The 17,691-nt window shown below is 54.3% G+C and carries 17 protein-coding genes; 8 read left to right on the top strand and 9 right to left on the bottom strand.

Translation table 11 applies throughout. The features are described from left to right. Positions 1-10: 10 nt before the first annotated feature. From pcp to ybgI, 7 genes are read right to left on the bottom strand one after another with little or no spacing between them, the layout of a single operon-like run. Complete coding sequence (gene pcp / locus On2M_RS11210; protein ID WP_210904829.1) at positions 11-655, bottom strand: pyroglutamyl-peptidase I; 645 nt, start codon at positions 653-655, stop codon at positions 11-13. Between the two features lie 9 nt (positions 656-664). Beyond that, a complete protein-coding gene (locus tag On2M_RS11205) occupies positions 665-1,660 on the bottom strand; it encodes a DUF979 domain-containing protein (RefSeq protein ID WP_187259439.1) in 996 nt (331 codons plus the stop codon). Then, a complete protein-coding gene (locus tag On2M_RS11200) occupies positions 1,657-2,379 on the bottom strand; it encodes a DUF969 domain-containing protein (RefSeq protein WP_151219539.1) in 723 nt (240 codons plus the stop codon). Before On2M_RS11200 ends, On2M_RS11205 begins: the two co-directional genes overlap by 4 nt. Positions 2,380-2,432: 53 nt before the next feature. Next, positions 2,433-3,167, bottom strand: a complete 735-nt coding sequence (pxpA, locus tag On2M_RS11195; protein WP_210904828.1) for a 5-oxoprolinase subunit PxpA — start codon at positions 3,165-3,167, stop codon at positions 2,433-2,435. Beyond that, complete coding sequence (pxpC, locus tag On2M_RS11190) at positions 3,157-4,089, bottom strand: 5-oxoprolinase subunit PxpC (protein ID WP_151219537.1); 933 nt, start codon at positions 4,087-4,089, stop codon at positions 3,157-3,159. Before pxpC ends, pxpA begins: the two co-directional genes overlap by 11 nt. Beyond that, a complete protein-coding gene (gene pxpB, locus On2M_RS11185) occupies positions 4,083-4,739 on the bottom strand; it encodes a 5-oxoprolinase subunit PxpB (RefSeq protein ID WP_151219536.1) in 657 nt (218 codons plus the stop codon). Before pxpB ends, pxpC begins: the two co-directional genes overlap by 7 nt. Before the next feature lie 15 nt (positions 4,740-4,754). Further along, positions 4,755-5,498 (bottom strand): radiation resistance protein YbgI, encoded by a 744-nt coding sequence (gene ybgI / locus On2M_RS11180; protein ID WP_071696195.1) that lies wholly within the window; start codon positions 5,496-5,498, stop codon positions 4,755-4,757. A 289-nt stretch (positions 5,499-5,787) separates the two neighbouring features. Between ybgI and dtpD the strand changes: the two genes are divergently transcribed. Beyond that, complete coding sequence (gene dtpD / locus On2M_RS11175; protein WP_151219535.1) at positions 5,788-7,269, top strand: dipeptide permease DtpD; 1,482 nt, start codon at positions 5,788-5,790, stop codon at positions 7,267-7,269. A gap of 140 nt (positions 7,270-7,409) precedes the next feature. Here the strand turns inward: dtpD and phrB are convergent, their stop codons facing one another. Both phrB and On2M_RS11165 read right to left on the bottom strand, forming a co-directional pair. Continuing rightward, positions 7,410-8,828 carry a deoxyribodipyrimidine photo-lyase gene (gene phrB / locus On2M_RS11170; RefSeq protein ID WP_151219534.1) on the bottom strand — a complete coding sequence of 473 codons (1,419 nt, stop codon included), beginning with the start codon at positions 8,826-8,828 and terminating at the stop codon, positions 7,410-7,412. 125 nt (positions 8,829-8,953) lie between these two features. Further along, entirely contained in the window at positions 8,954-9,160 is a 207-nt protein-coding gene (locus On2M_RS11165) for a YbfA family protein (RefSeq protein WP_151219533.1), read from the bottom strand. A 308-nt stretch (positions 9,161-9,468) separates the two neighbouring features. Here On2M_RS11165 and kdpF point away from each other — a divergent pair, with 308 nt between their 5' ends. The 7 genes from kdpF (at position 9,469) to speFL (ending at position 17,632) form a co-directional block, all read left to right on the top strand. Beyond that, on the top strand, positions 9,469-9,558 hold the full coding sequence (gene kdpF, locus On2M_RS11160; protein WP_001670793.1) for a K(+)-transporting ATPase subunit F: 90 nt from the start codon (positions 9,469-9,471) through the stop codon (positions 9,556-9,558). Continuing rightward, complete coding sequence (gene kdpA / locus On2M_RS11155) at positions 9,558-11,237, top strand: potassium-transporting ATPase subunit KdpA (protein ID WP_210904827.1); 1,680 nt, start codon at positions 9,558-9,560, stop codon at positions 11,235-11,237. The genes kdpF and kdpA overlap by 1 nt, the downstream gene beginning before the upstream one ends. Positions 11,238-11,257: 20 nt before the next feature. Further along, a complete protein-coding gene (gene kdpB / locus On2M_RS11150) occupies positions 11,258-13,306 on the top strand; it encodes a potassium-transporting ATPase subunit KdpB (RefSeq protein ID WP_151219531.1) in 2,049 nt (682 codons plus the stop codon). A gap of 8 nt (positions 13,307-13,314) precedes the next feature. Then, positions 13,315-13,881 (top strand): potassium-transporting ATPase subunit KdpC, encoded by a 567-nt coding sequence (kdpC, locus tag On2M_RS11145; RefSeq protein WP_187252804.1) that lies wholly within the window; start codon positions 13,315-13,317, stop codon positions 13,879-13,881. A gap of 10 nt (positions 13,882-13,891) precedes the next feature. Beyond that, positions 13,892-16,576, top strand: a complete 2,685-nt coding sequence (kdpD, locus tag On2M_RS11140; protein WP_210904826.1) for a two-component system sensor histidine kinase KdpD — start codon at positions 13,892-13,894, stop codon at positions 16,574-16,576. Continuing rightward, on the top strand, positions 16,573-17,250 hold the full coding sequence (kdpE, locus tag On2M_RS11135; protein WP_005121396.1) for a two-component system response regulator KdpE: 678 nt from the start codon (positions 16,573-16,575) through the stop codon (positions 17,248-17,250). The genes kdpD and kdpE overlap by 4 nt, the downstream gene beginning before the upstream one ends. Positions 17,251-17,527: 277 nt before the next feature. Then, entirely contained in the window at positions 17,528-17,632 is a 105-nt protein-coding gene (speFL, locus tag On2M_RS11130; RefSeq protein ID WP_114149115.1) for a leader peptide SpeFL, read from the top strand. Positions 17,633-17,691 lie beyond the last annotated feature (59 nt).

Below are 17,691 nucleotides of genomic sequence, written 5' to 3'. Positions count from 1 at the left end.
CTGTCCTTTGTTAATGTGTTGCGCCGCCCGTCACTGCGATGTCATTTTCCACCTGCAATGCTGTGGCAATTGCGACTTCCAGCGCCCGGCGCACTGTTTCAGCCGCCATACTTGGCGCCCCGGGATGCTGTGCGGCCTGTTGCGGCAAATAAGGGATATGAATAAAGCCGCCCTTCACCGCCGGTGCGTCGCGTAGTTTATGCAGCAGGCCATACATCACGTGGTTACACACGAAAGTGCCAGCGGTCTGGGAAACCGAGGCCGGAACTCCCGCGTTGCGCATCGCCACAACCATCGCTTTGATCGGCAGTGTACTAAACCATGCCGCCGGACCATCGGCCACAATCGGCACATCTACTGGCTGTTGACCTTGATTGTCCGCGATACGCGCATCGTCCACGTTGATTGCCACGCGTTCCACGGTGATATCCGTGCGGCCCCCGGCCTGCCCGACTGCGAGCACCAGCGATGGCGACAGCGCGTCAATCGCGTCATTGAGTACGACAAGAGCCTCGCCAAAGACGCACGGCAACTGGCGGGCGACGACGCGACACCCACCGATGATAGCATTGTCGAGACCCGAGACCACTTCCCAGGAAGGGTTAACTGACTCGCCGCCAAAGGGTTCAAATCCCGTGATGAGTACTGTTTTCATCCTGTCACCTTACAAGAACATCAGGAAATACATCAGGAACACGTTGACCAGCAGCAGCAGTATGCCGGTTGGCACCTGCGCCTTAATCACCGCGTTTTTGTCCGGTAGCTCAAGTAGCGCAGCAGGGACAATGTTAAAATTCGCCGCCATCGGTGTCATCAATGTCCCGCAATAACCGGAGAACATACCAATTGCCGCCATTACCGCCGGATTACCGCCGTGCTGCAGCACGAGGATCGGAATACCAATCCCGGCGGTCACGATCGGAAAAGCTGCAAACGCATTACCCATCACCATCGTCAGCAATGCCATGCCGATGGTGTACACTGCCACCGCGATAAAACGGCTGTCTACCGCCAGATATTCCTGCGTCAGATATGAAATGCCGCTGCCTACGCCCGCTGCCGTAAACAACAGTCCGAGCGTAGCCAGAATCTGCGGCAAGATGAAAGCCCAGCCAATGGAATCCAGCAGGCGACGCGCCTCCTGGATCGGTTGATGCGCCCGCTCATGGGTCATTTTAACCGCCATTGCCAGACCAATTAATGAACCTGCGGTCATCGAAAACAGCGTCACCAGCGTGGCGTGATTGCCCGGCCCAAATAGCGCATCCTGTAAGCCCGGAATGTGATTAAACATCAGCACGCCGATAACGGTCACCACCGGGATAGCCAGCGCAGGGAAAAACAAACGGTTACCCAGTCGGCTGGCGCTCTCTTCACGCTGTTGTTGTGTACGTTGATGGTAGCTTCCCAGCTTCACGCCACCAAAACCGGCAATCAGCGCCAGGACGACCACCGCAACACCGACGGCAATATGTACCGCGCGTTTGTCGCCAAACAGCGAGTATGTCCAGTCACCAAGCAGAAACAGTACGCCGTATATGCCCCAAAACAGACCAGTGGTGAAACGACGCGGGTTCGCTTTATCCTGCCAGGACATGACGGCCACAATCAGTAATACCGCGCCCGCCAGCCAGTAGAGGTAGCTTTGTTGAAAATTCATTGTGCTTCCCCTTTCGCTACGGCATTCGCTTTCGCCACTTCACGTTGCAAATAGCTATCCAGACGCCACAGACGTGCGCCATGGATCAAGAAGGCACAAATTGCCGTCGGGATCCCCCACAGGGCAATGTGTAACGGTTCAGTCTGGATCCCGCCGGACTCCAGCATAAAGTTGTGCATGAAGATGATGGCGCCGAAAGCAACAAAGATATCTTCACCGAAAAACAGCCCGACATTATCGGTCGCAGCGGACATGGCGCGCAGTCGATAGCGTACCGCCCCAGGTATCTCGCCGTGATTTTTCTCAGCGGCTCCTTCCGCCATCGGCGCCAGCAGCGGACGCACCATTTGCGGATGTCCCCCCAGACTGGTCAGCCCTAACGCAGCGGTCGCTTCGCGAATGAACAAATAAACAATCAGCAGACGGCCGCTGGTTGCGCTGCGAATTTTTGCGATCCACGTCTGTGCACGTTCTTTCAGACCGTGACGCTCCAGCAGACCGATTACCGCCAGTGGGATCAGCAGGATAAACGGCAGGTTGCGTGTGTTAAGAAAACCTTCACCCAGTTTCTCGAGAATAGTGGCGATAGGCATATGCGCCGCCAGTCCCGTGACGATCCCGGCAATAATAACCACCAATACCGGGTTAAAACGTAAAAGAAATCCGACCACGATGACGGCGATCCCCGTCAATGGCCAGAGAGAAATAGCCTCTCCCATAATTAAATCCCTTATGTTGTTGTGTAATATGTTATTGTTTTGTATGAATAATTTTATGCGCTAATTTGAATATTGCATGCTTCAAAGGCGCTACGCAAGCGACGGGTAAAAGCGAGTGCGTGCTCGCCATCCCCATGAATGCATACCGTCTGGGCCGTCACGCTCGCCCATGTTCCACTCTGGCTTTTTACTCTGCCGGATTGCACCATTTCTAACGTTTGCGCCAGCGCCAGCTCTTCATCTTCAATCAGTGCGCCTGGCTGGCTGCGCGCTACAAGACTGCCATCAGCCTGATAACCCCGATCGGCAAACACTTCCTGGCGCGTTACCAGGCCATAGTGTTCTCCGGCACGGATCAGCTCACTGCCTGCAAGGCCCACCAGAACCAGCGACGGATCGCAGGCATGTACCGCTTTGGCAATCGCATCGGCTAACTGAGGATCTTTAGCGGCCTGGTTATACAGCATACCGTGCGGTTTGACATGACGCATTGCGCCACCCTCAGCCCGCGTAATAGCAGCCAACGCACCAATTTGATACAGCGTTTGCGCATACACCGTTTCCACAGGCAAGGTCATAGCGCTACGGCCAAAATTTTCCCGATCCGGAAAGCTCGGATGCGCACCTATCGCCACGCCATTTTTTAGCGCTTCACGCACGCTTAAGAGCATTGTCTGCGCATCACCAGCGTGAAACCCACAGGCAATGTTGGCTGAAGAGACCAGTTGCAGCAACGCGGCATCGTTAGCGCATCCCTCGCCGAGGTCTGCATTGAGATCAATTTTCATTGTTTAGTCTCCATGCTAATTGTTCCAGATAACGCTGCCGATCCTGGCGCGCCTTGAGCGCTTCCTCCAGCGAACACTGCACAAAATGAATCGGCTGGCCGAGCGGGATCTGCGCCAGATGATACATATCCGCCTCGATGATACAGGCGATGCGCGGATAGCCGCCTGTCGTCTGCGCATCGTTCATCAGTACGATCGGCTGGCCGTTATGCGGAACCTGCACCACACCGGGAAGCAAACCATGTGACAGCAGCTCGCGATCGGTCGTGCGCGTCAGCGGCTGCCCTTGCAGACGATACCCCATCCGGTTACTTTGTGGGCTGAGCTGCCACGGCGAACGCCAGAAAGAAGCCTGCGATACCTCGTCGAACTCCTGATATTCAGGCCCGGGCAGCGCACGAATATTGTTTCCCCACATCAGCTGTTTTACGCCCTGCGGCCCGCTGAATTGCCGGGTTGAAGTGCCAATTGCCAGCCGATCGCCATCACATAGCAGGCGCCCTTCCAGCCCGCCAATGCCCACTTTGAGATCGGTACTGCGCGAACCCATAACTTCGGGAACATCAAAACCGCCCGCTACCGCCAGATAGCTGCGCATGCCGTGATGCGGACGTTTTAGCGTCAGGCGCTGCCCGGCTTTCACCGGTAGCCGCCATCCGCTCCATACGGGAGTACGATCCAGCTGCGCTTCGCATCCCGCACCGGTCAGGGCAAACCAGCCATCGGCTTCAAATTCCACCACCAGCTGCCCCAGCGTGATTTCCAGCGCAGCGGCATTCGCATCGTTGCCCACCAGCAGGTTGGCAACGTTCAGTGCCGGTTTATCCAGCGCGCCGCAGTGACTGATTCCGGATTGACGAAAACTATGGCGTCCCCCGTCCTGGACTGAGGTATACATGCCAGCGCGAATAATATTTAACATACCCCCTCCTTCTGCGGGACAAACCGCACGGTATCACCAGCCCGTAACAGAATCGGCTCTTGCCGTTTTGGATCAAATAATGCAACGGAGGTACGGCCAATCAATTGCCACCCGCCAGGCGTGGAAAGCGGATAGACCCCCGTCTGGGATCCGCCAATACCCACAGAACCTGCCGGAACAAGCAGACGCGGTTCTGCACGCCTGGGTGTATGGAGCTGTTCAGGTAAACTCCCCAGATAGGGAAATCCGGGCTGGAATCCGATAAACCACACCACGTAATCAACCGACGCATGAAGCTCAACAACCTGCTTGTCGCTTAATCCGCTGTGCCGGGCGACCTCTGCCAGATCGGGGCCGGCCTCACCGCCATAGGTAACGGGTATTTCAATAAAGCGTGAGTCCGGCTCCAGCGCCTCACTCTCTTCCCACCAGCGCTGCAGGCGTTCAATCGCATCCAGAGCCAGCGTTTGCGGGTCGCGCAAGGTCACCGTGATATTGTTCATACCCGGAATAGCTTCCAGTACATTAGGGGCATCAACCAGACGCTGCGCCAGACGCCAGATGCGTTTCTGAGTCGCCAGCGTAATGGGCGGTTCCAGTTCTAGAACCACCGCTGTTTCACCTAACAGATAACAACGCGCTCGCTGCACTTTCGTCCCTCTTTATTACGCCGGATTAGGAATATCGATAAAGGTCACGTCCAGATCGGTATTTTCATTGAGCCAATCACTTAATGCGCGAATGCCGCCACGTTCGGTCGCATGGTGGCCGGCAGCATAAAAATGCAGCCCTTGTTCGCGGGCCGAATGAATGGTTTGCTCTGAAACTTCACCGGTGATGAAAGCGTCGACGCCAAACCGGGCTGCGCTATCAATAAAACTTTGACCGCCTCCCGTACACCAGGCGACGCGCTGAACGGTTTCCGGCCCGGTATCACCGCACCATAACGGTTTACGGCCTAAACGCGCTTCAATCCACGATGCCAGTTCCAGCCCCGGAACCGGCATGGAGAGTTCTCCCCATGGCACCAGGGGCTCGATTTCCCCCATCACAGTAATCCCCAACAGCGCGGCCAGTTGCGCGTTATTCCCCAGCTCGGGATGAGCGTCCAATGGCAGGTGCCAGCCATACAAGTTGATATCATTTTCCAGCAGCGTTTTCAGACGATGGCGCTTCATGCCGCGAATTACCGGGGATTCACCTTTCCAGAAATAACCATGATGAACGATGACCGCATCCGCCTGCAGGCGTACCGCCTCGTCCAGTAACGCCTGACTTGCGGTCACGCCGGTCACGATTTTATGCACCGTTTCTTTGCCCTCAACCTGCAAACCATTCGGCGCATAGTCGCTAATGGCGGCGCTATTCAGTTTGTCGTTGATCAGTTGTTCCAGTTCGGTGTTTTTCATCGTCGTCCTCGTAGTCATTAGTTCTGCCTGCCCAATCAGCATCACAGCTTAGGTTAAAATAGCGTCCCCGCCAGCATTCGTCGATAGCCATTTCACTGACACATCAAGAAACAATCACACCATCTTTGAAGGCAATTTGCTTCCCCTCACGCGATCTAATTCATGTATATTTATGCAATCAGACAGCATATTGCAAAAATAATCAGATCTGTATCAAAGTTACAACTTTAAGGAAACACACTCGCGCAGCACGTTAGGCCAGTCGCGAGGCATTGACTTCGAGAAAATAATGAATAAACAAGCATCTCAACCGCGGGCGATTTACTACGTCGTCGCGCTACAAATCTGGGAATACTTCAGTTTTTACGGCATGCGTGCACTGCTGATCCTCTATCTCACCAACCAGCTGAAGTACGACGATAATCACGCATATGAACTGTTCAGCGCCTATTGCTCTCTGGTCTACGTCACGCCTATTCTCGGGGGGTACCTGGCCGATAAGGTGCTCGGCAATCGTATGGCGGTAATGATCGGCGCATTTTTAATGGCGGTGGGACATCTGGTCCTGGGCGCCAGTGAAATGGCTCCGGCGTTCCTTTATTTGTCGCTGGCGATTATTGTCTGCGGCTACGGTCTGTTTAAATCCAATATCAGTTGCCTGCTGGGCGAGTTGTATCAGCCTGAAGATCCGCGCCGCGACGGTGGATTCTCTCTGCTCTACGCTGCCGGTAACATCGGTTCGATCATTGCGCCCATTGCCTGCGGCTACGTGCAGGAAGAGTACAGTTGGGCGATGGGTTTTGCGCTGGCTGCGATTGGCATGCTGGCAGGGTTGGTGATTTTCTTATGCGGTAATCGCCATTTCGCTCATACCACTGGCGTCAACAAAACCGTGCTGTGTGCGAAAAAGTATATGCTGCCAAACTGGGCCTGGCTGTTAGTTCTGCTGGTTGCAGCACCGTTGCTGATTACCGTCCTGTTCTGGAAAGAGTGGTCCGTTTACGCACTGATCGTTGCCACGGTTATTGGTCTGGCGGTTCTGGCGAAGATTTACCGTCAGGCGCAAAACCAGAAGCAGCGCAAAGAATTGGGGCTTATCGTGACGCTGACCTTCTTCAGCCTGCTGTTCTGGGCCTTTGCTCAACAGGGCGGCAGCTCGATTAGCCTGTATATTGACCGCTTCGTTAATCGCGATATTTTGGGGTATTCCGTCCCGACCGCGATGTTCCAGTCGGTTAACGCCTTTGCCGTTATGCTGTGCGGTATCGTGCTGGCCTGGGTAGTCAAAGAAAGCGTTGGCGGCAATCGAACCGTACGTATCTGGGGTAAATTCGCCCTGGGCCTCGGTTTGATGAGCGCAGGGTTCTGCATTCTGACCTTAAGCGCCCGCTGGTCCGCAGCCTACGGCCACTCTTCCATGCCGCTGATGGTATTGGGGCTGGCGGTCATGGGCTTTGCCGAACTGTTTATCGACCCGGTGGCGATGTCGCAAATTACGCGTATCGAGATCCCTGGGGTGACCGGCGTATTAACAGGCATTTATATGCTGCTTTCCGGCGCCATCGCCAACTATCTGGCAGGCGTTATCGCCGATCAGACGTCGCAAGGCTCGTTTGACAGTGCGGGGGCGATCAACTATTCGATCAATGCGTATATTGATGTCTTTAGCGAAATTACCTGGGGCGCGTTGGCCTGCGTGGTGCTGGTGCTGCTGATTTGGTTATACCAGTCGCTTAAATTCAGAAACCGTCCGCTGGCAGTAGAGTCCTGAATGTACAGGCCCGATGATGTGATAAGATTCGGGCCTGTTTTTTGGCGATTATGCATGGCTTACAGCCAAATCCGTTTCAGAAACACCTGTCACCAGTTTTACCATTTCGCGATCTATTCCCTGCTCCAACATGGTTTACGCTATCCTTTACGTGCCGCCTCATAGGCCGCCAGCGTTGCCAGCCTTGCCTGTTTGTGATCGACAATTGGACGAGGATAGTTGAGCGACACCTGCGCTTTTTCAGCCCACGTCCACGGGTCATGAATGGCTTTCCCCGGCACTTCACGCAGTTCCGGCAGCCATTGGCGGATAAACTCGCCGTCACGGTCAAATTTTTCGCCCTGAGTTGTAGGGTTAAAGATACGGAAATACGGCGCAGCGTCGGTTCCGGTTGAGGCAGCCCACTGCCAGCCACCGTTATTGGCCGCCAGATCGCCATCGATCAGCTGCGACATAAAATATTGCTCGCCTTTACGCCAGTCGATTAGCAGATCTTTGACTAAAAAACTGGCCGTAATCATGCGTAATCGATTATGCATCCAGCCTGTAGCGTTGAGCTGACGCATCGCCGCATCGACAATAGGGTATCCGGTATTCCCCGTTTGCCAGGCCTGCAAATGTGTCGGGTTATTCTGCCATTGCACACGATCGGTCCAACGGATGAACGGCTGATGCCGGCACAGCGCCGGATGATAAGCCATCAGATGACGATAAAATTCACGCCAAATAAGTTCGTTCAGCCAGACGCTGCCCGCCCCGCCCTCCAGAGCCTGCGGCTGCTCCGCGATCAGTCGATTCAGGCACTGGCGCGGCGAAAGCCCGCCTGTCGCCAGGTTCGCGGACAATCGGCTGGTACCGTCAACCGCCGGAAAATCACGTAGTTGCTCATATTCTCCCGCGGCCTGCTGGCAAAACTTACGTAATTGCGCGATCGCTAATTTCTCTTCTGCCGCAAATAGCTGCGCATCAAAATCTTGCTGCGAATAGCTCAGCGTTATTGATGTTAACGGAACATCAAGCGCACCGCTTTCTCTCACCTTCGGCGCGCTAACGCATTCTGGAACCCCCTCTTTAACTCGCTTCAGCCAGGCATTTTTAAACGGTGTAAAGACTTTATACATCTCATGATTGCCGGTCATGACTGACCCCGGAGGCAGGATCACGCTGTCGTCAAAACCTTCGCACACCACATGGAGTAATGATTTCTCGACGGCGGCATCACGCTGACGTTCGTTTATTTCGTATTGATAGTTATAAAATAACCGGCTGACGTTATGCTGTGCGCAGACGTTTTTGACGGTTTCTACGCTGGCCGCGAAATCTGCAACTTCATCAAACAAGAGCGGGATGCCCTTTTCCGTCAACGCCGCCTGCAAGGCATTCAACTGCGCATTCACAAACGCAGCCTGACGTGGGGCCATTTCGTGGGCTTTCCACTGCTCAGGAGTAGAGATATAGAGCGCTAAAACTTGCGCGGAAGGATCGCGACAGGCTGCCGCTAACGCGAGGTTGTCATGCAGACGTAAATCACGTCGAAACCAGACCAGATGGGTGGTCATAATACTCCCGGATATAAATTAGTCATTGCCACGCTTTGTTCATTACACCGACAAGTGTAGACATCTACACATAAAAAAAAACCGCCACATTGCTGTGAGCGGTTTTTTTAAGCAAGAACGATAACTTAGTAGAAATCGCAGGTGGCTTTTTCAGCCTGCTCCATCCACACCGGTTTATCGCTGGTTTTAGACCATACGCGATGCAGATAGCTGTAAAAACGGGCGCGGTCTTTCCAGAAAAGCATGACCGGTAGCGCCAGCACGCCCGCCACAACGGCAAAGGTACGGCGTAAGAAAACAATGTGTGCTGGATACTCTTTATATAAGTCCATAATCCTCTCCCATATATCTGCTCGGTGAATCGCACCGGAAAAATAAATTTGGTTAACTGATGAAAATAATACCGCCTTGTGTGTAATTTTGCTACTCATCCGACCACTTATTTTTATCTATTGATGCTCCGTTTAGCTTAAAACTGTAATTAAGTTACATAAAAGTTAAATTAATACTAATCATTAGTTAAATAATGGTTTTTGCCATTTTTATACTTTTTTTATACCCCGCCCGCTGATTTTTGCGAAATCTTTGCAGGTAAAAATCTACGCTCTGGTTATCACATTTATGCCACTGGAGGTGCACTGTGAGTGCAGGCGTGATAACCGGCATTGTGCTGGTCTTTTTATTATTAGGTTACCTGGTGTATGCCCTGATTAATGCGGAGGCGTTCTGATGGCGGCCCAAGGATTCTTACTTATTGCCAGTTTCTTGCTGGTGCTGTTTGTCATCGCCAGACCGTTAGGGTTCGGGCTGGCTCGACTGATCAACAATACATCCCTGCCGGGTCTGGCTGGTGTGGAGCATCTGCTCTGGCGCGGTCTGGGCATCTCGCAGCAGGAGATGAACTGGCGGCAGTATTTGCTGGCTATCCTCGCGCTCAATGTGCTTGGCCTGTTGGTCCTGTTTTCGATGCTGATGGCGCAAAACCTGCTGCCGTTAAATCCACAGCAACTGCCAGGGCTTTCGTGGGATCTGGCGCTCAACACCGCAGTGAGTTTTGTCACTAATACCAACTGGCAATCCTATGCTGGCGAAACCACCTTAAGCTATTTCAGCCAGATGGCCGGGTTGACCGTGCAGAACTTCCTGTCTGCGGCGACCGGTATTGCGGTGATTTTTGCCCTGACTCGCGCCTTCACGCGCCAGAGTATGAATACGCTGGGCAACGCCTGGGTCGATTTGGTTCGCATTACGCTGTGGATCCTGGTTCCCATCGCGTTGATCATTACTCTGTTCTTCATTCAGCAAGGTACGTTGCAAAATCTATTGCCTTATCAGCCCATTACCACCCTTGAAGGGGTGAAACAACTGCTGCCAATGGGGCCGGTCGCCTCACAGGAAGCGATTAAGATGCTCGGTACAAACGGCGGTGGTTTCTTTAATGCAAACTCATCACATCCGTTTGAAAACCCAACCGCGCTGACCAACCTGGTCCAAATGCTGGCCATTTTCTTAATTCCCACCGCCTTGTGTTTTGCCTTTGGTGATGTGGTGGGCGATCGCCGCCAGGGGCGGACCCTACTGTGGGCCATGTCACTGATTTTTGTGGTCTGCGTAGCCGTCGTGATGTGGGCCGAAGTTCAGGGCAACCCGCACCTGATGGCATTCGGTGCAGACAGCAATATCAACATGGAAGGTAAAGAGAACCGCTTTGGCGTGCTGGCCACGAGTCTGTTTGCCGTCGTCACGACAGCCGCATCCTGCGGTGCTGTTGATGCGATGCATGACTCCTTCACTGCACTGGGCGGCATGGTACCGATGTGGTTAATGCAGATTGGCGAAGTGGTCTTCGGCGGTGTGGGTTCAGGTCTGTATGGCATGCTGTTATTCGTGTTGCTGGCGGTATTTATCGCTGGGTTAATGATTGGCCGCACGCCGGAATATCTGGGTAAGAAAATCGACGTGCGCGAAATGAAAATGACCGCGTTGGCGATTCTGGTCACCCCTACGCTGGTTCTGCTCGGTACGGCGATAGCGATGATGTCCGAAGCTGGCCGCAGCGCCATGCTAAACCCGGGTCCACACGGGTTTAGCGAAGTGCTGTATGCCGTGTCGTCTGCCTCGAACAACAACGGTAGCGCATTCGCCGGATTAAGCGCCAATAGCCCGTTCTGGAACTGCCTGCTGGCCTTGTGCATGTTCTTCGGCCGCTTCGGCGTGATCATTCCCGTGATGGCGATTGCCGGATCGCTGGTAAGTAAAAAGATCCAGCCAGCAAGCCCCGGCACGCTACCTACCCATGGCGCACTGTTTGTTGGGTTGTTAATCGGTACGGTGTTACTGGTTGGCGCTCTCACCTTTGTTCCTGCCCTGGCGCTTGGCCCAGTCGCAGAATACCTGTCATTACACTAAGTGATGCGGAGCACATTACTATGAGTCGCAAGCAACTGGCGCTGTTCGAACCCTCTCTGGTCGCACAAGCGCTGATGGACGCCGTGAAAAAATTAAGCCCACATACCCAGTGGCGTAATCCGGTGATGTTTATCGTCTGGTTGGGCAGTCTGTTAACGACCCTGTTAACCGTGGCGATGGCAACAGGCCATATGCCGGGCAGCCCGAGGTTTACCGGCGCGATAAGTCTGTGGCTGTGGATTACCGTTCTGTTCGCCAATTTTGCTGAAGCGCTGGCGGAAGGACGCAGTAAAGCTCAGGCCAACAGCCTGAAAGGCGTCAAAAAAACCGCCTTCGCCCGCAAACTTCGCGAACCGAAATACGGCGCGGCGATGGATCACGTCCCCGCAGATGATTTACGTAAAGGCGACATCGTGCTGGTGGAAGCTGGCGATATTATTCCGTGTGACGGCGAGGTGATCGAAGGCGGCGCGTCGGTAGATGAAAGTGCCATTACCGGTGAATCCGCACCTGTGATTCGTGAATCCGGTGGTGATTTCGCCTCCGTCACTGGCGGCACCCGCATTCTCTCCGACTGGCTGGTTATCGAATGCAGCGTAAACCCCGGTGAAACGTTCCTCGACCGGATGATCGCCATGGTTGAAGGCGCACAGCGGCGTAAAACGCCCAATGAAATCGCCCTGACAATCCTGCTGATTGCCCTGACCATTATCTTTTTGTTGGCGACCGCCACGCTATGGCCGTTTTCCGCCTGGGGAGGAAGCGCAGTCAGCGTCACGGTGTTGGTTGCGCTACTGGTGTGTTTAATCCCTACGACGATAGGCGGGCTGCTCTCCGCGATTGGCGTCGCCGGGATGAGCCGTATGCTGGGCGCGAACGTCATCGCCACCAGCGGACGTGCCGTAGAGGCGGCAGGTGATGTGGACGTACTACTGCTGGATAAAACCGGCACTATTACGCTGGGTAATCGTCAGGCTTCAGATTTTCTGCCCGCTCAGGGTGTGGACGTCAAAACGCTGGCCGATGCCGCGCAGCTTTCATCCCTGGCCGATGAAACACCGGAAGGCCGCAGCATTGTTGTCCTGGCTAAACAGCGCTTTAATCTGCGTATTCGCGACGTGCAATCGCTGCACGCCACCTTTGTGCCGTTTACCGCCCAAAGCCGGATGAGCGGCATCAACATTGACAACCGTATGATCCGCAAAGGCTCGGTTGATGCCATTCGTCGTCACGTTGAAGCCAACGGCGGCCACTTTCCTGCCGATGTGGAGCAGAAGGTCGAAAACGTCGCTCGTCTTGGCGCAACGCCGCTGGTGGTGGCCGAAGGCTCTCACGTACTGGGTGTGATTGCCCTGAAAGATATCGTAAAAGGCGGAATTAAAGAACGTTTTGCCCAACTGCGTAAAATGGGGATCAAAACGGTGATGATCACCGGTGACAACCGCCTGACCGCCGCAGCAATCGCCGCAGAAGCCGGTGTGGATGACTTCTTAGCGGAAGCCACACCGGAAGCCAAGCTGGCGCTAATTCGTCAGTATCAGGCGGAAGGTCGTCTGGTGGCGATGACCGGCGACGGAACCAACGATGCTCCAGCCCTTGCGCAGGCCGATGTTGCCGTTGCCATGAACTCCGGAACCCAGGCAGCGAAAGAAGCGGGCAACATGGTGGACCTCGACTCCAATCCCACCAAACTGATTGAAGTGGTGCACATTGGTAAACAGATGCTGATGACGCGCGGTTCGCTGACCACCTTCAGTATCGCCAACGACGTAGCGAAGTATTTTGCCATCATCCCGGCCGCATTCGCCGCCACCTACCCGCAGCTCAACGCGCTGAACGTGATGGGGCTGCATTCGCCGGACTCGGCGATCCTCAGCGCGGTCATCTTTAACGCGCTGGTCATCGTCTTTCTAATCCCACTGGCACTGAAAGGCGTGAGCTACAAACCGTTGTCCGCATCCGCGATGTTGCGCCGCAATTTGTGGATCTATGGTCTGGGTGGTTTGGTTGTGCCGTTTATCGGTATCAAAGCGATTGATTTACTGCTGACCCTGCTGGGTCTGGTGTGAGGTTTCAGATGAGTGGATTACGTCCTGCATTATCAACATTGATTTTCCTGATGCTTATCACCGGTGGTGCTTATCCGCTGCTGACCACTGCGTTGGGGCAATGGTGGTTTCCCCACCAGGCTAACGGTTCGCTTCTGCGCGAAGGTCAGACTGTTCGCGGCTCTGAGCTTATTGGGCAACAGTTTACCGCTGCCGGTTATTTTCAGGGACGCCCCTCAGCGACAGCGGAAATGCCCTATAATCCAATGGCTTCAGGCGGCAGTAATCTGGCAGCCAGCAACCCGGAACTGGATAAACAGCTACAAAGCCGGATTGCCGCGCTGCGTGCCGCCAACCCGCAGGCAAATCCTGCGGTTCCGGTTGAACTGGTAACAGCTTCTTCCAGCGGACTGGATAACAACCTGACGCCAGCCGCAGTAGCCTGGCAAATTCCCCGCGTGGCGCAGGCTCGCAACCTCAGCGTTGAAGAGGTTACGCGGTTGGTTGCACAATATACGCAAAAGCCGTTGGTCAGTTTTATCGGCCAGCCGGTGGTGAACCTGGTGGAACTTAATTTAGCGCTGGATAAGCACTGAGAAAAAGGACATGCATAACGAACCGTTACGCCCCGACCCCGATCGCCTGCTGGAGCAGACCACCGCTCCGCACCGGGGAAAACTGAAAATTTTCTTCGGTGCCTGCGCGGGCGTCGGCAAAACCTGGGCCATGCTGGCGGAGGCCCAGCGACTGCGGGCGCAAGGGTTAGATGTGCTGATTGGCGTGGTGGAAACCCACGGGCGCAAAGAGACCGCCGCGCTGCTGGACGGTCTCAGCATCCTGCCGCTCAAGCGGCAGTCACGTCATGGTCGTCATATCAGTGAGTTCGATCTCGACGCTGCGCTGGCCCGCCGTCCGGCGCTCATTTTGATGGATGAACTGGCGCACAGTAATGCGCCAGGCTCACGGCATCCTAAGCGCTGGCAGGACATTGAAGAGCTGCTGGAAGCTGGCATTGACGTTTTTACTACCGTCAACGTGCAACATCTGGAAAGTCTCAATGATGTGGTCAGCGGCGTTACCGGCATTCAGGTTCGCGAAACCGTCCCCGATCCTTTTTTCGATGCCGCCGACGATGTGGTGTTGGTCGATCTTCCCCCCGACGATTTACGCCAGCGTCTGAACGAAGGCAAGGTCTACATCGCCGGCCAGGCGGAAAGAGCCATCGAGCATTTCTTTCGCAAAGGTAATCTGATTGCACTACGTGAACTGGCCCTGCGCCGTACGGCCGATCGGGTGGACGATCAGATGCGCGCCTGGCGGGGACGTCCGGGTGAAGAAAAAGTCTGGCATACCCGCGACGCTATTTTACTGTGCATTGGGCACAACACCGGCAGCGAAAAACTGGTACGTGCCGCCGCACGTCTGGCAGCGCGTCTGGGTAGCGTCTGGCATGCGGTGTATGTCGAAACGCCAGCGCTGCACCGACTGCCTGAAAAACAGCGCCGCGCGATTTTAAGCGCTCTGCGACTGGCCCAGGAGTTAGGCGCAGAAACCGCCACCCTTTCCGATCCCGCCGAAGACAAAGCGGTAATCCGCTATGCCCGCGAGCATAATCTGGGAAAAATTGTGCTCGGGCGTCCAACGACGCGACGCTGGTGGCGCAGCGACTCCTTTGCCGACAAACTGGCCCACCGCGCACCCGATCTCGACCTGATGATTGTCGCCCTCGATGAGCCCCCTTCACGTCCTGTGCTGCAAACCGCAGACAGCCGTACCTTTAAGGATAAATGGCGGGTACAAATTCAGGGGTGCGTGGTCGCTGTTGCGCTGTGCGCCATCATTACGCTAATCGCCATGCAGTGGCTGATGGCGTTTGACGCCGCCAACCTGGTGATGATCTATTTATTGGGCGTGGTGGTTATCGCACTCTTTTACGGACGCTGGCCGTCCGTTCTGGCCACTTTTATTAACGTCGCCAGCTTCGATCTCTTCTTTATTGCTCCGCGCGGAACGCTGGCCGTTTCCGACGTCCAGTACCTGCTTACCTTTGCCGTAATGCTCACGGTAGGGCTGGTTATCGGTAATCTGACCGCCGGGGTGCGGTATCAGGCACGGGTAGCGCGTTATCGTGAACAGCGTACGCGTCATTTGTATGAGATGTCCAAAGCGTTGGCCGTCGGACGCAGTCAGACGGATATCGCCGCCACCAGCGAACAGTTTATCGCTTCAACGTTTCAGGCCCGTAGCCAGGTTTTACTGCCCGGCGAAAACGGTAAGCTGGCCCCTCTCACTCATCAACAGGGCATGACACCGTGGGATGACGCCATTGCCCAATGGAGCTTTGATAAAGGGCAACCCGCCGGCGCAGGCACTGATACGTTACCCGGCGTGCCGTATCAAATTTTACCGTTAAAAAGCGCCGACAAAACGCATGGATTGCTGATCGTGGAACCGGGAAATTTACGCCAACTGATGATCCCTGAACAGCAACGCCTGCTGGAAACCTTCACGTTGCTGGTCGCCAGTGCGCTGGAGCGCCTGACGCTGACTGCCAGCGAAGAGCAGGCTCGCTTTGCCAGCGAGCGCGAAAGTATTCGCAACGCCCTGCTCGCAGCCCTGTCCCACGATTTGCGCACGCCATTGACGGTGTTGTTCGGCCAGGCAGAAATCTTAACGCTGGATCTGGCAAGCGAGGGATCGCCGCACGCACGCCAGGCCAGCGAGATTCGCCAGCACGTTCTGAACACGACCCGACTGGTGAATAACCTGCTGGATATGGCGCGAATTCAGTCTGGCGGCTTTAATCTTAAGAAGGAGTGGTTAACGCTGGAAGAGGTGGTGGGTAGCGCCCTGCAGATGCTGGAGCCAGGTCTCTCTGCCCCAATAAATCTGTCGTTACCAGAACCGTTGACATTGATTCACGTCGATGGCCCACTCTTTGAACGGGTGCTGATTAACCTGCTGGAAAACGCCGTCAAATACGCGGGTCCACAGGCGCAGATCGGTATTGATGCCAGCGTCAATGGAGAACACCTGCAATTAGACGTCTGGGATAATGGGCCGGGTGTTCCGTCGGGTATGGAACAGCGCGTTTTTGACAAGTTCTCCCGAGGGAATAAAGAGTCATCGGTGCCAGGCGTCGGGCTGGGGCTGGCAATTTGTCAGGCCATTGTGGACGTGCATGGCGGGACTATTTCTGTCCACAATCGCGCGCAGGGAGGAGCATGTTTTCGTGTTACACTGCCCCAGGAAATCCCCCCTCAACTTGAAGATTTTCATGAGGATATGTGACGAACGTACTGATTGTTGAAGATGAACAGGCCATTCGCCGCTTTCTGCGCACCGCGCTGGAGGCCGATGGCCTACGTGTATTTGAAGCGGAAACGCTGCAACGCGGTCTGCTGGAAGCCGCCACGCGAAAACCCGATCTCATCATTCTCGATCTTGGCCTGCCGGATGGCGACGGCATTGATTTTATTCGCGACCTGCGTCAATGGAGCGCGATTCCAGTGATTGTGCTTTCAGCCCGCAGTGAGGAAAGCGATAAAATCGCCGCGCTGGATGCCGGAGCCGATGACTATCTCAGCAAACCTTTTGGTATTGGCGAGCTACAGGCGCGATTGCGCGTGGCATTGCGTCGCCACGCCAGTGGGACGTCTCCCGAACCGGTCGTACATTTTTCTAATGTTAAAGTGGATATCGCTGCTCGCCTCGTACACCGAGGTGATGAAGAAATTCACTTGACGCCGATTGAGTTTCGCCTGTTGGCGGTACTGCTGAATAATGCCGGGAAGGTACTGACGCAACGTCAGTTATTGAATCAGGTTTGGGGACCAAACGCCGTCGAACACAGTCACTATCTGCGCATTTATATGGGACACTTGCGCCAGAAGCTGGAACTGGACCCGGCCCGCCCGCGTCATTTTCTGACCGAGACCGGAATTGGTTATCGGTTTATGCCTTGAATTTTTATTCATTTATTTTGATTAAATAACAAATATATTATCTATTATCCTTAAGGCTGCATAATATTTATTACGCAGCCGATAAGGTTATACTCAAAATAATAAAATACAAATAAATAACATATAAACAACAAAACAGTATCTTATCTCACGATATGCATAATCGGCGACTAAATATTTTGGAAACGATCATTTTTTATTGATCTTCTTCACAGTTCATAGCCATTTCCTGGATAAAATACCCACACCTTCCACTTATCCAGTAAAGGTAACCAAAATGGAAAATAATAGCCGTACAATGCCACATATAAGGCGAACAACGCATATTATGATGTTTGCCCACCGCAATAGTTTCGACTTTCATTTCTTTAATGCCCGTTAGTCTTCCGACTAAGGGCACTCCAGTATACAGGTCATCCTGACTCTCTGTATCGCAGATAT

This window comes from Citrobacter sp. On2M (assembly GCF_018035235.1).
In the GTDB taxonomy this organism is placed as follows: domain Bacteria; phylum Pseudomonadota; class Gammaproteobacteria; order Enterobacterales; family Enterobacteriaceae; genus Citrobacter; species Citrobacter meridianamericanus.
Note: the sequence above shows the minus strand (reverse complement) of the source record. Positions and strands in the feature narration are given on the sequence as shown.

What these genes read in the sequence shown, in the direction of transcription:
- pcp (WP_210904829.1), bottom strand. Translation starts at nt 655, where the DNA reads ATGAAAACAGTACTCATCACGGGATTTGAACCCTTTGGCGGCGAGTCA.
- On2M_RS11205 (WP_187259439.1), bottom strand. Translation starts at nt 1,660, where the DNA reads ATGAATTTTCAACAAAGCTACCTCTACTGGCTGGCGGGCGCGGTATTA.
- On2M_RS11200 (WP_151219539.1), bottom strand. Translation starts at nt 2,379, where the DNA reads ATGGGAGAGGCTATTTCTCTCTGGCCATTGACGGGGATCGCCGTCATC.
- pxpA (WP_210904828.1), bottom strand. Translation starts at nt 3,167, where the DNA reads ATGAAAATTGATCTCAATGCAGACCTCGGCGAGGGATGCGCTAACGAT.
- pxpC (WP_151219537.1), bottom strand. Translation starts at nt 4,089, where the DNA reads ATGTTAAATATTATTCGCGCTGGCATGTATACCTCAGTCCAGGACGGG.
- ybgI (WP_071696195.1), bottom strand. Translation starts at nt 5,498, where the DNA reads ATGAAAAACACCGAACTGGAACAACTGATCAACGACAAACTGAATAGC.
- dtpD (WP_151219535.1), top strand. Translation starts at nt 5,788, where the DNA reads ATGAATAAACAAGCATCTCAACCGCGGGCGATTTACTACGTCGTCGCG.
- phrB (WP_151219534.1), bottom strand. Translation starts at nt 8,828, where the DNA reads ATGACCACCCATCTGGTCTGGTTTCGACGTGATTTACGTCTGCATGAC.
- On2M_RS11165 (WP_151219533.1), bottom strand. Translation starts at nt 9,160, where the DNA reads ATGGACTTATATAAAGAGTATCCAGCACACATTGTTTTCTTACGCCGT.
- kdpA (WP_210904827.1), top strand. Translation starts at nt 9,558, where the DNA reads ATGGCGGCCCAAGGATTCTTACTTATTGCCAGTTTCTTGCTGGTGCTG.
- kdpB (WP_151219531.1), top strand. Translation starts at nt 11,258, where the DNA reads ATGAGTCGCAAGCAACTGGCGCTGTTCGAACCCTCTCTGGTCGCACAA.
- kdpC (WP_187252804.1), top strand. Translation starts at nt 13,315, where the DNA reads ATGAGTGGATTACGTCCTGCATTATCAACATTGATTTTCCTGATGCTT.
- kdpD (WP_210904826.1), top strand. Translation starts at nt 13,892, where the DNA reads ATGCATAACGAACCGTTACGCCCCGACCCCGATCGCCTGCTGGAGCAG.
- speFL (WP_114149115.1), top strand. Translation starts at nt 17,528, where the DNA reads ATGGAAAATAATAGCCGTACAATGCCACATATAAGGCGAACAACGCAT.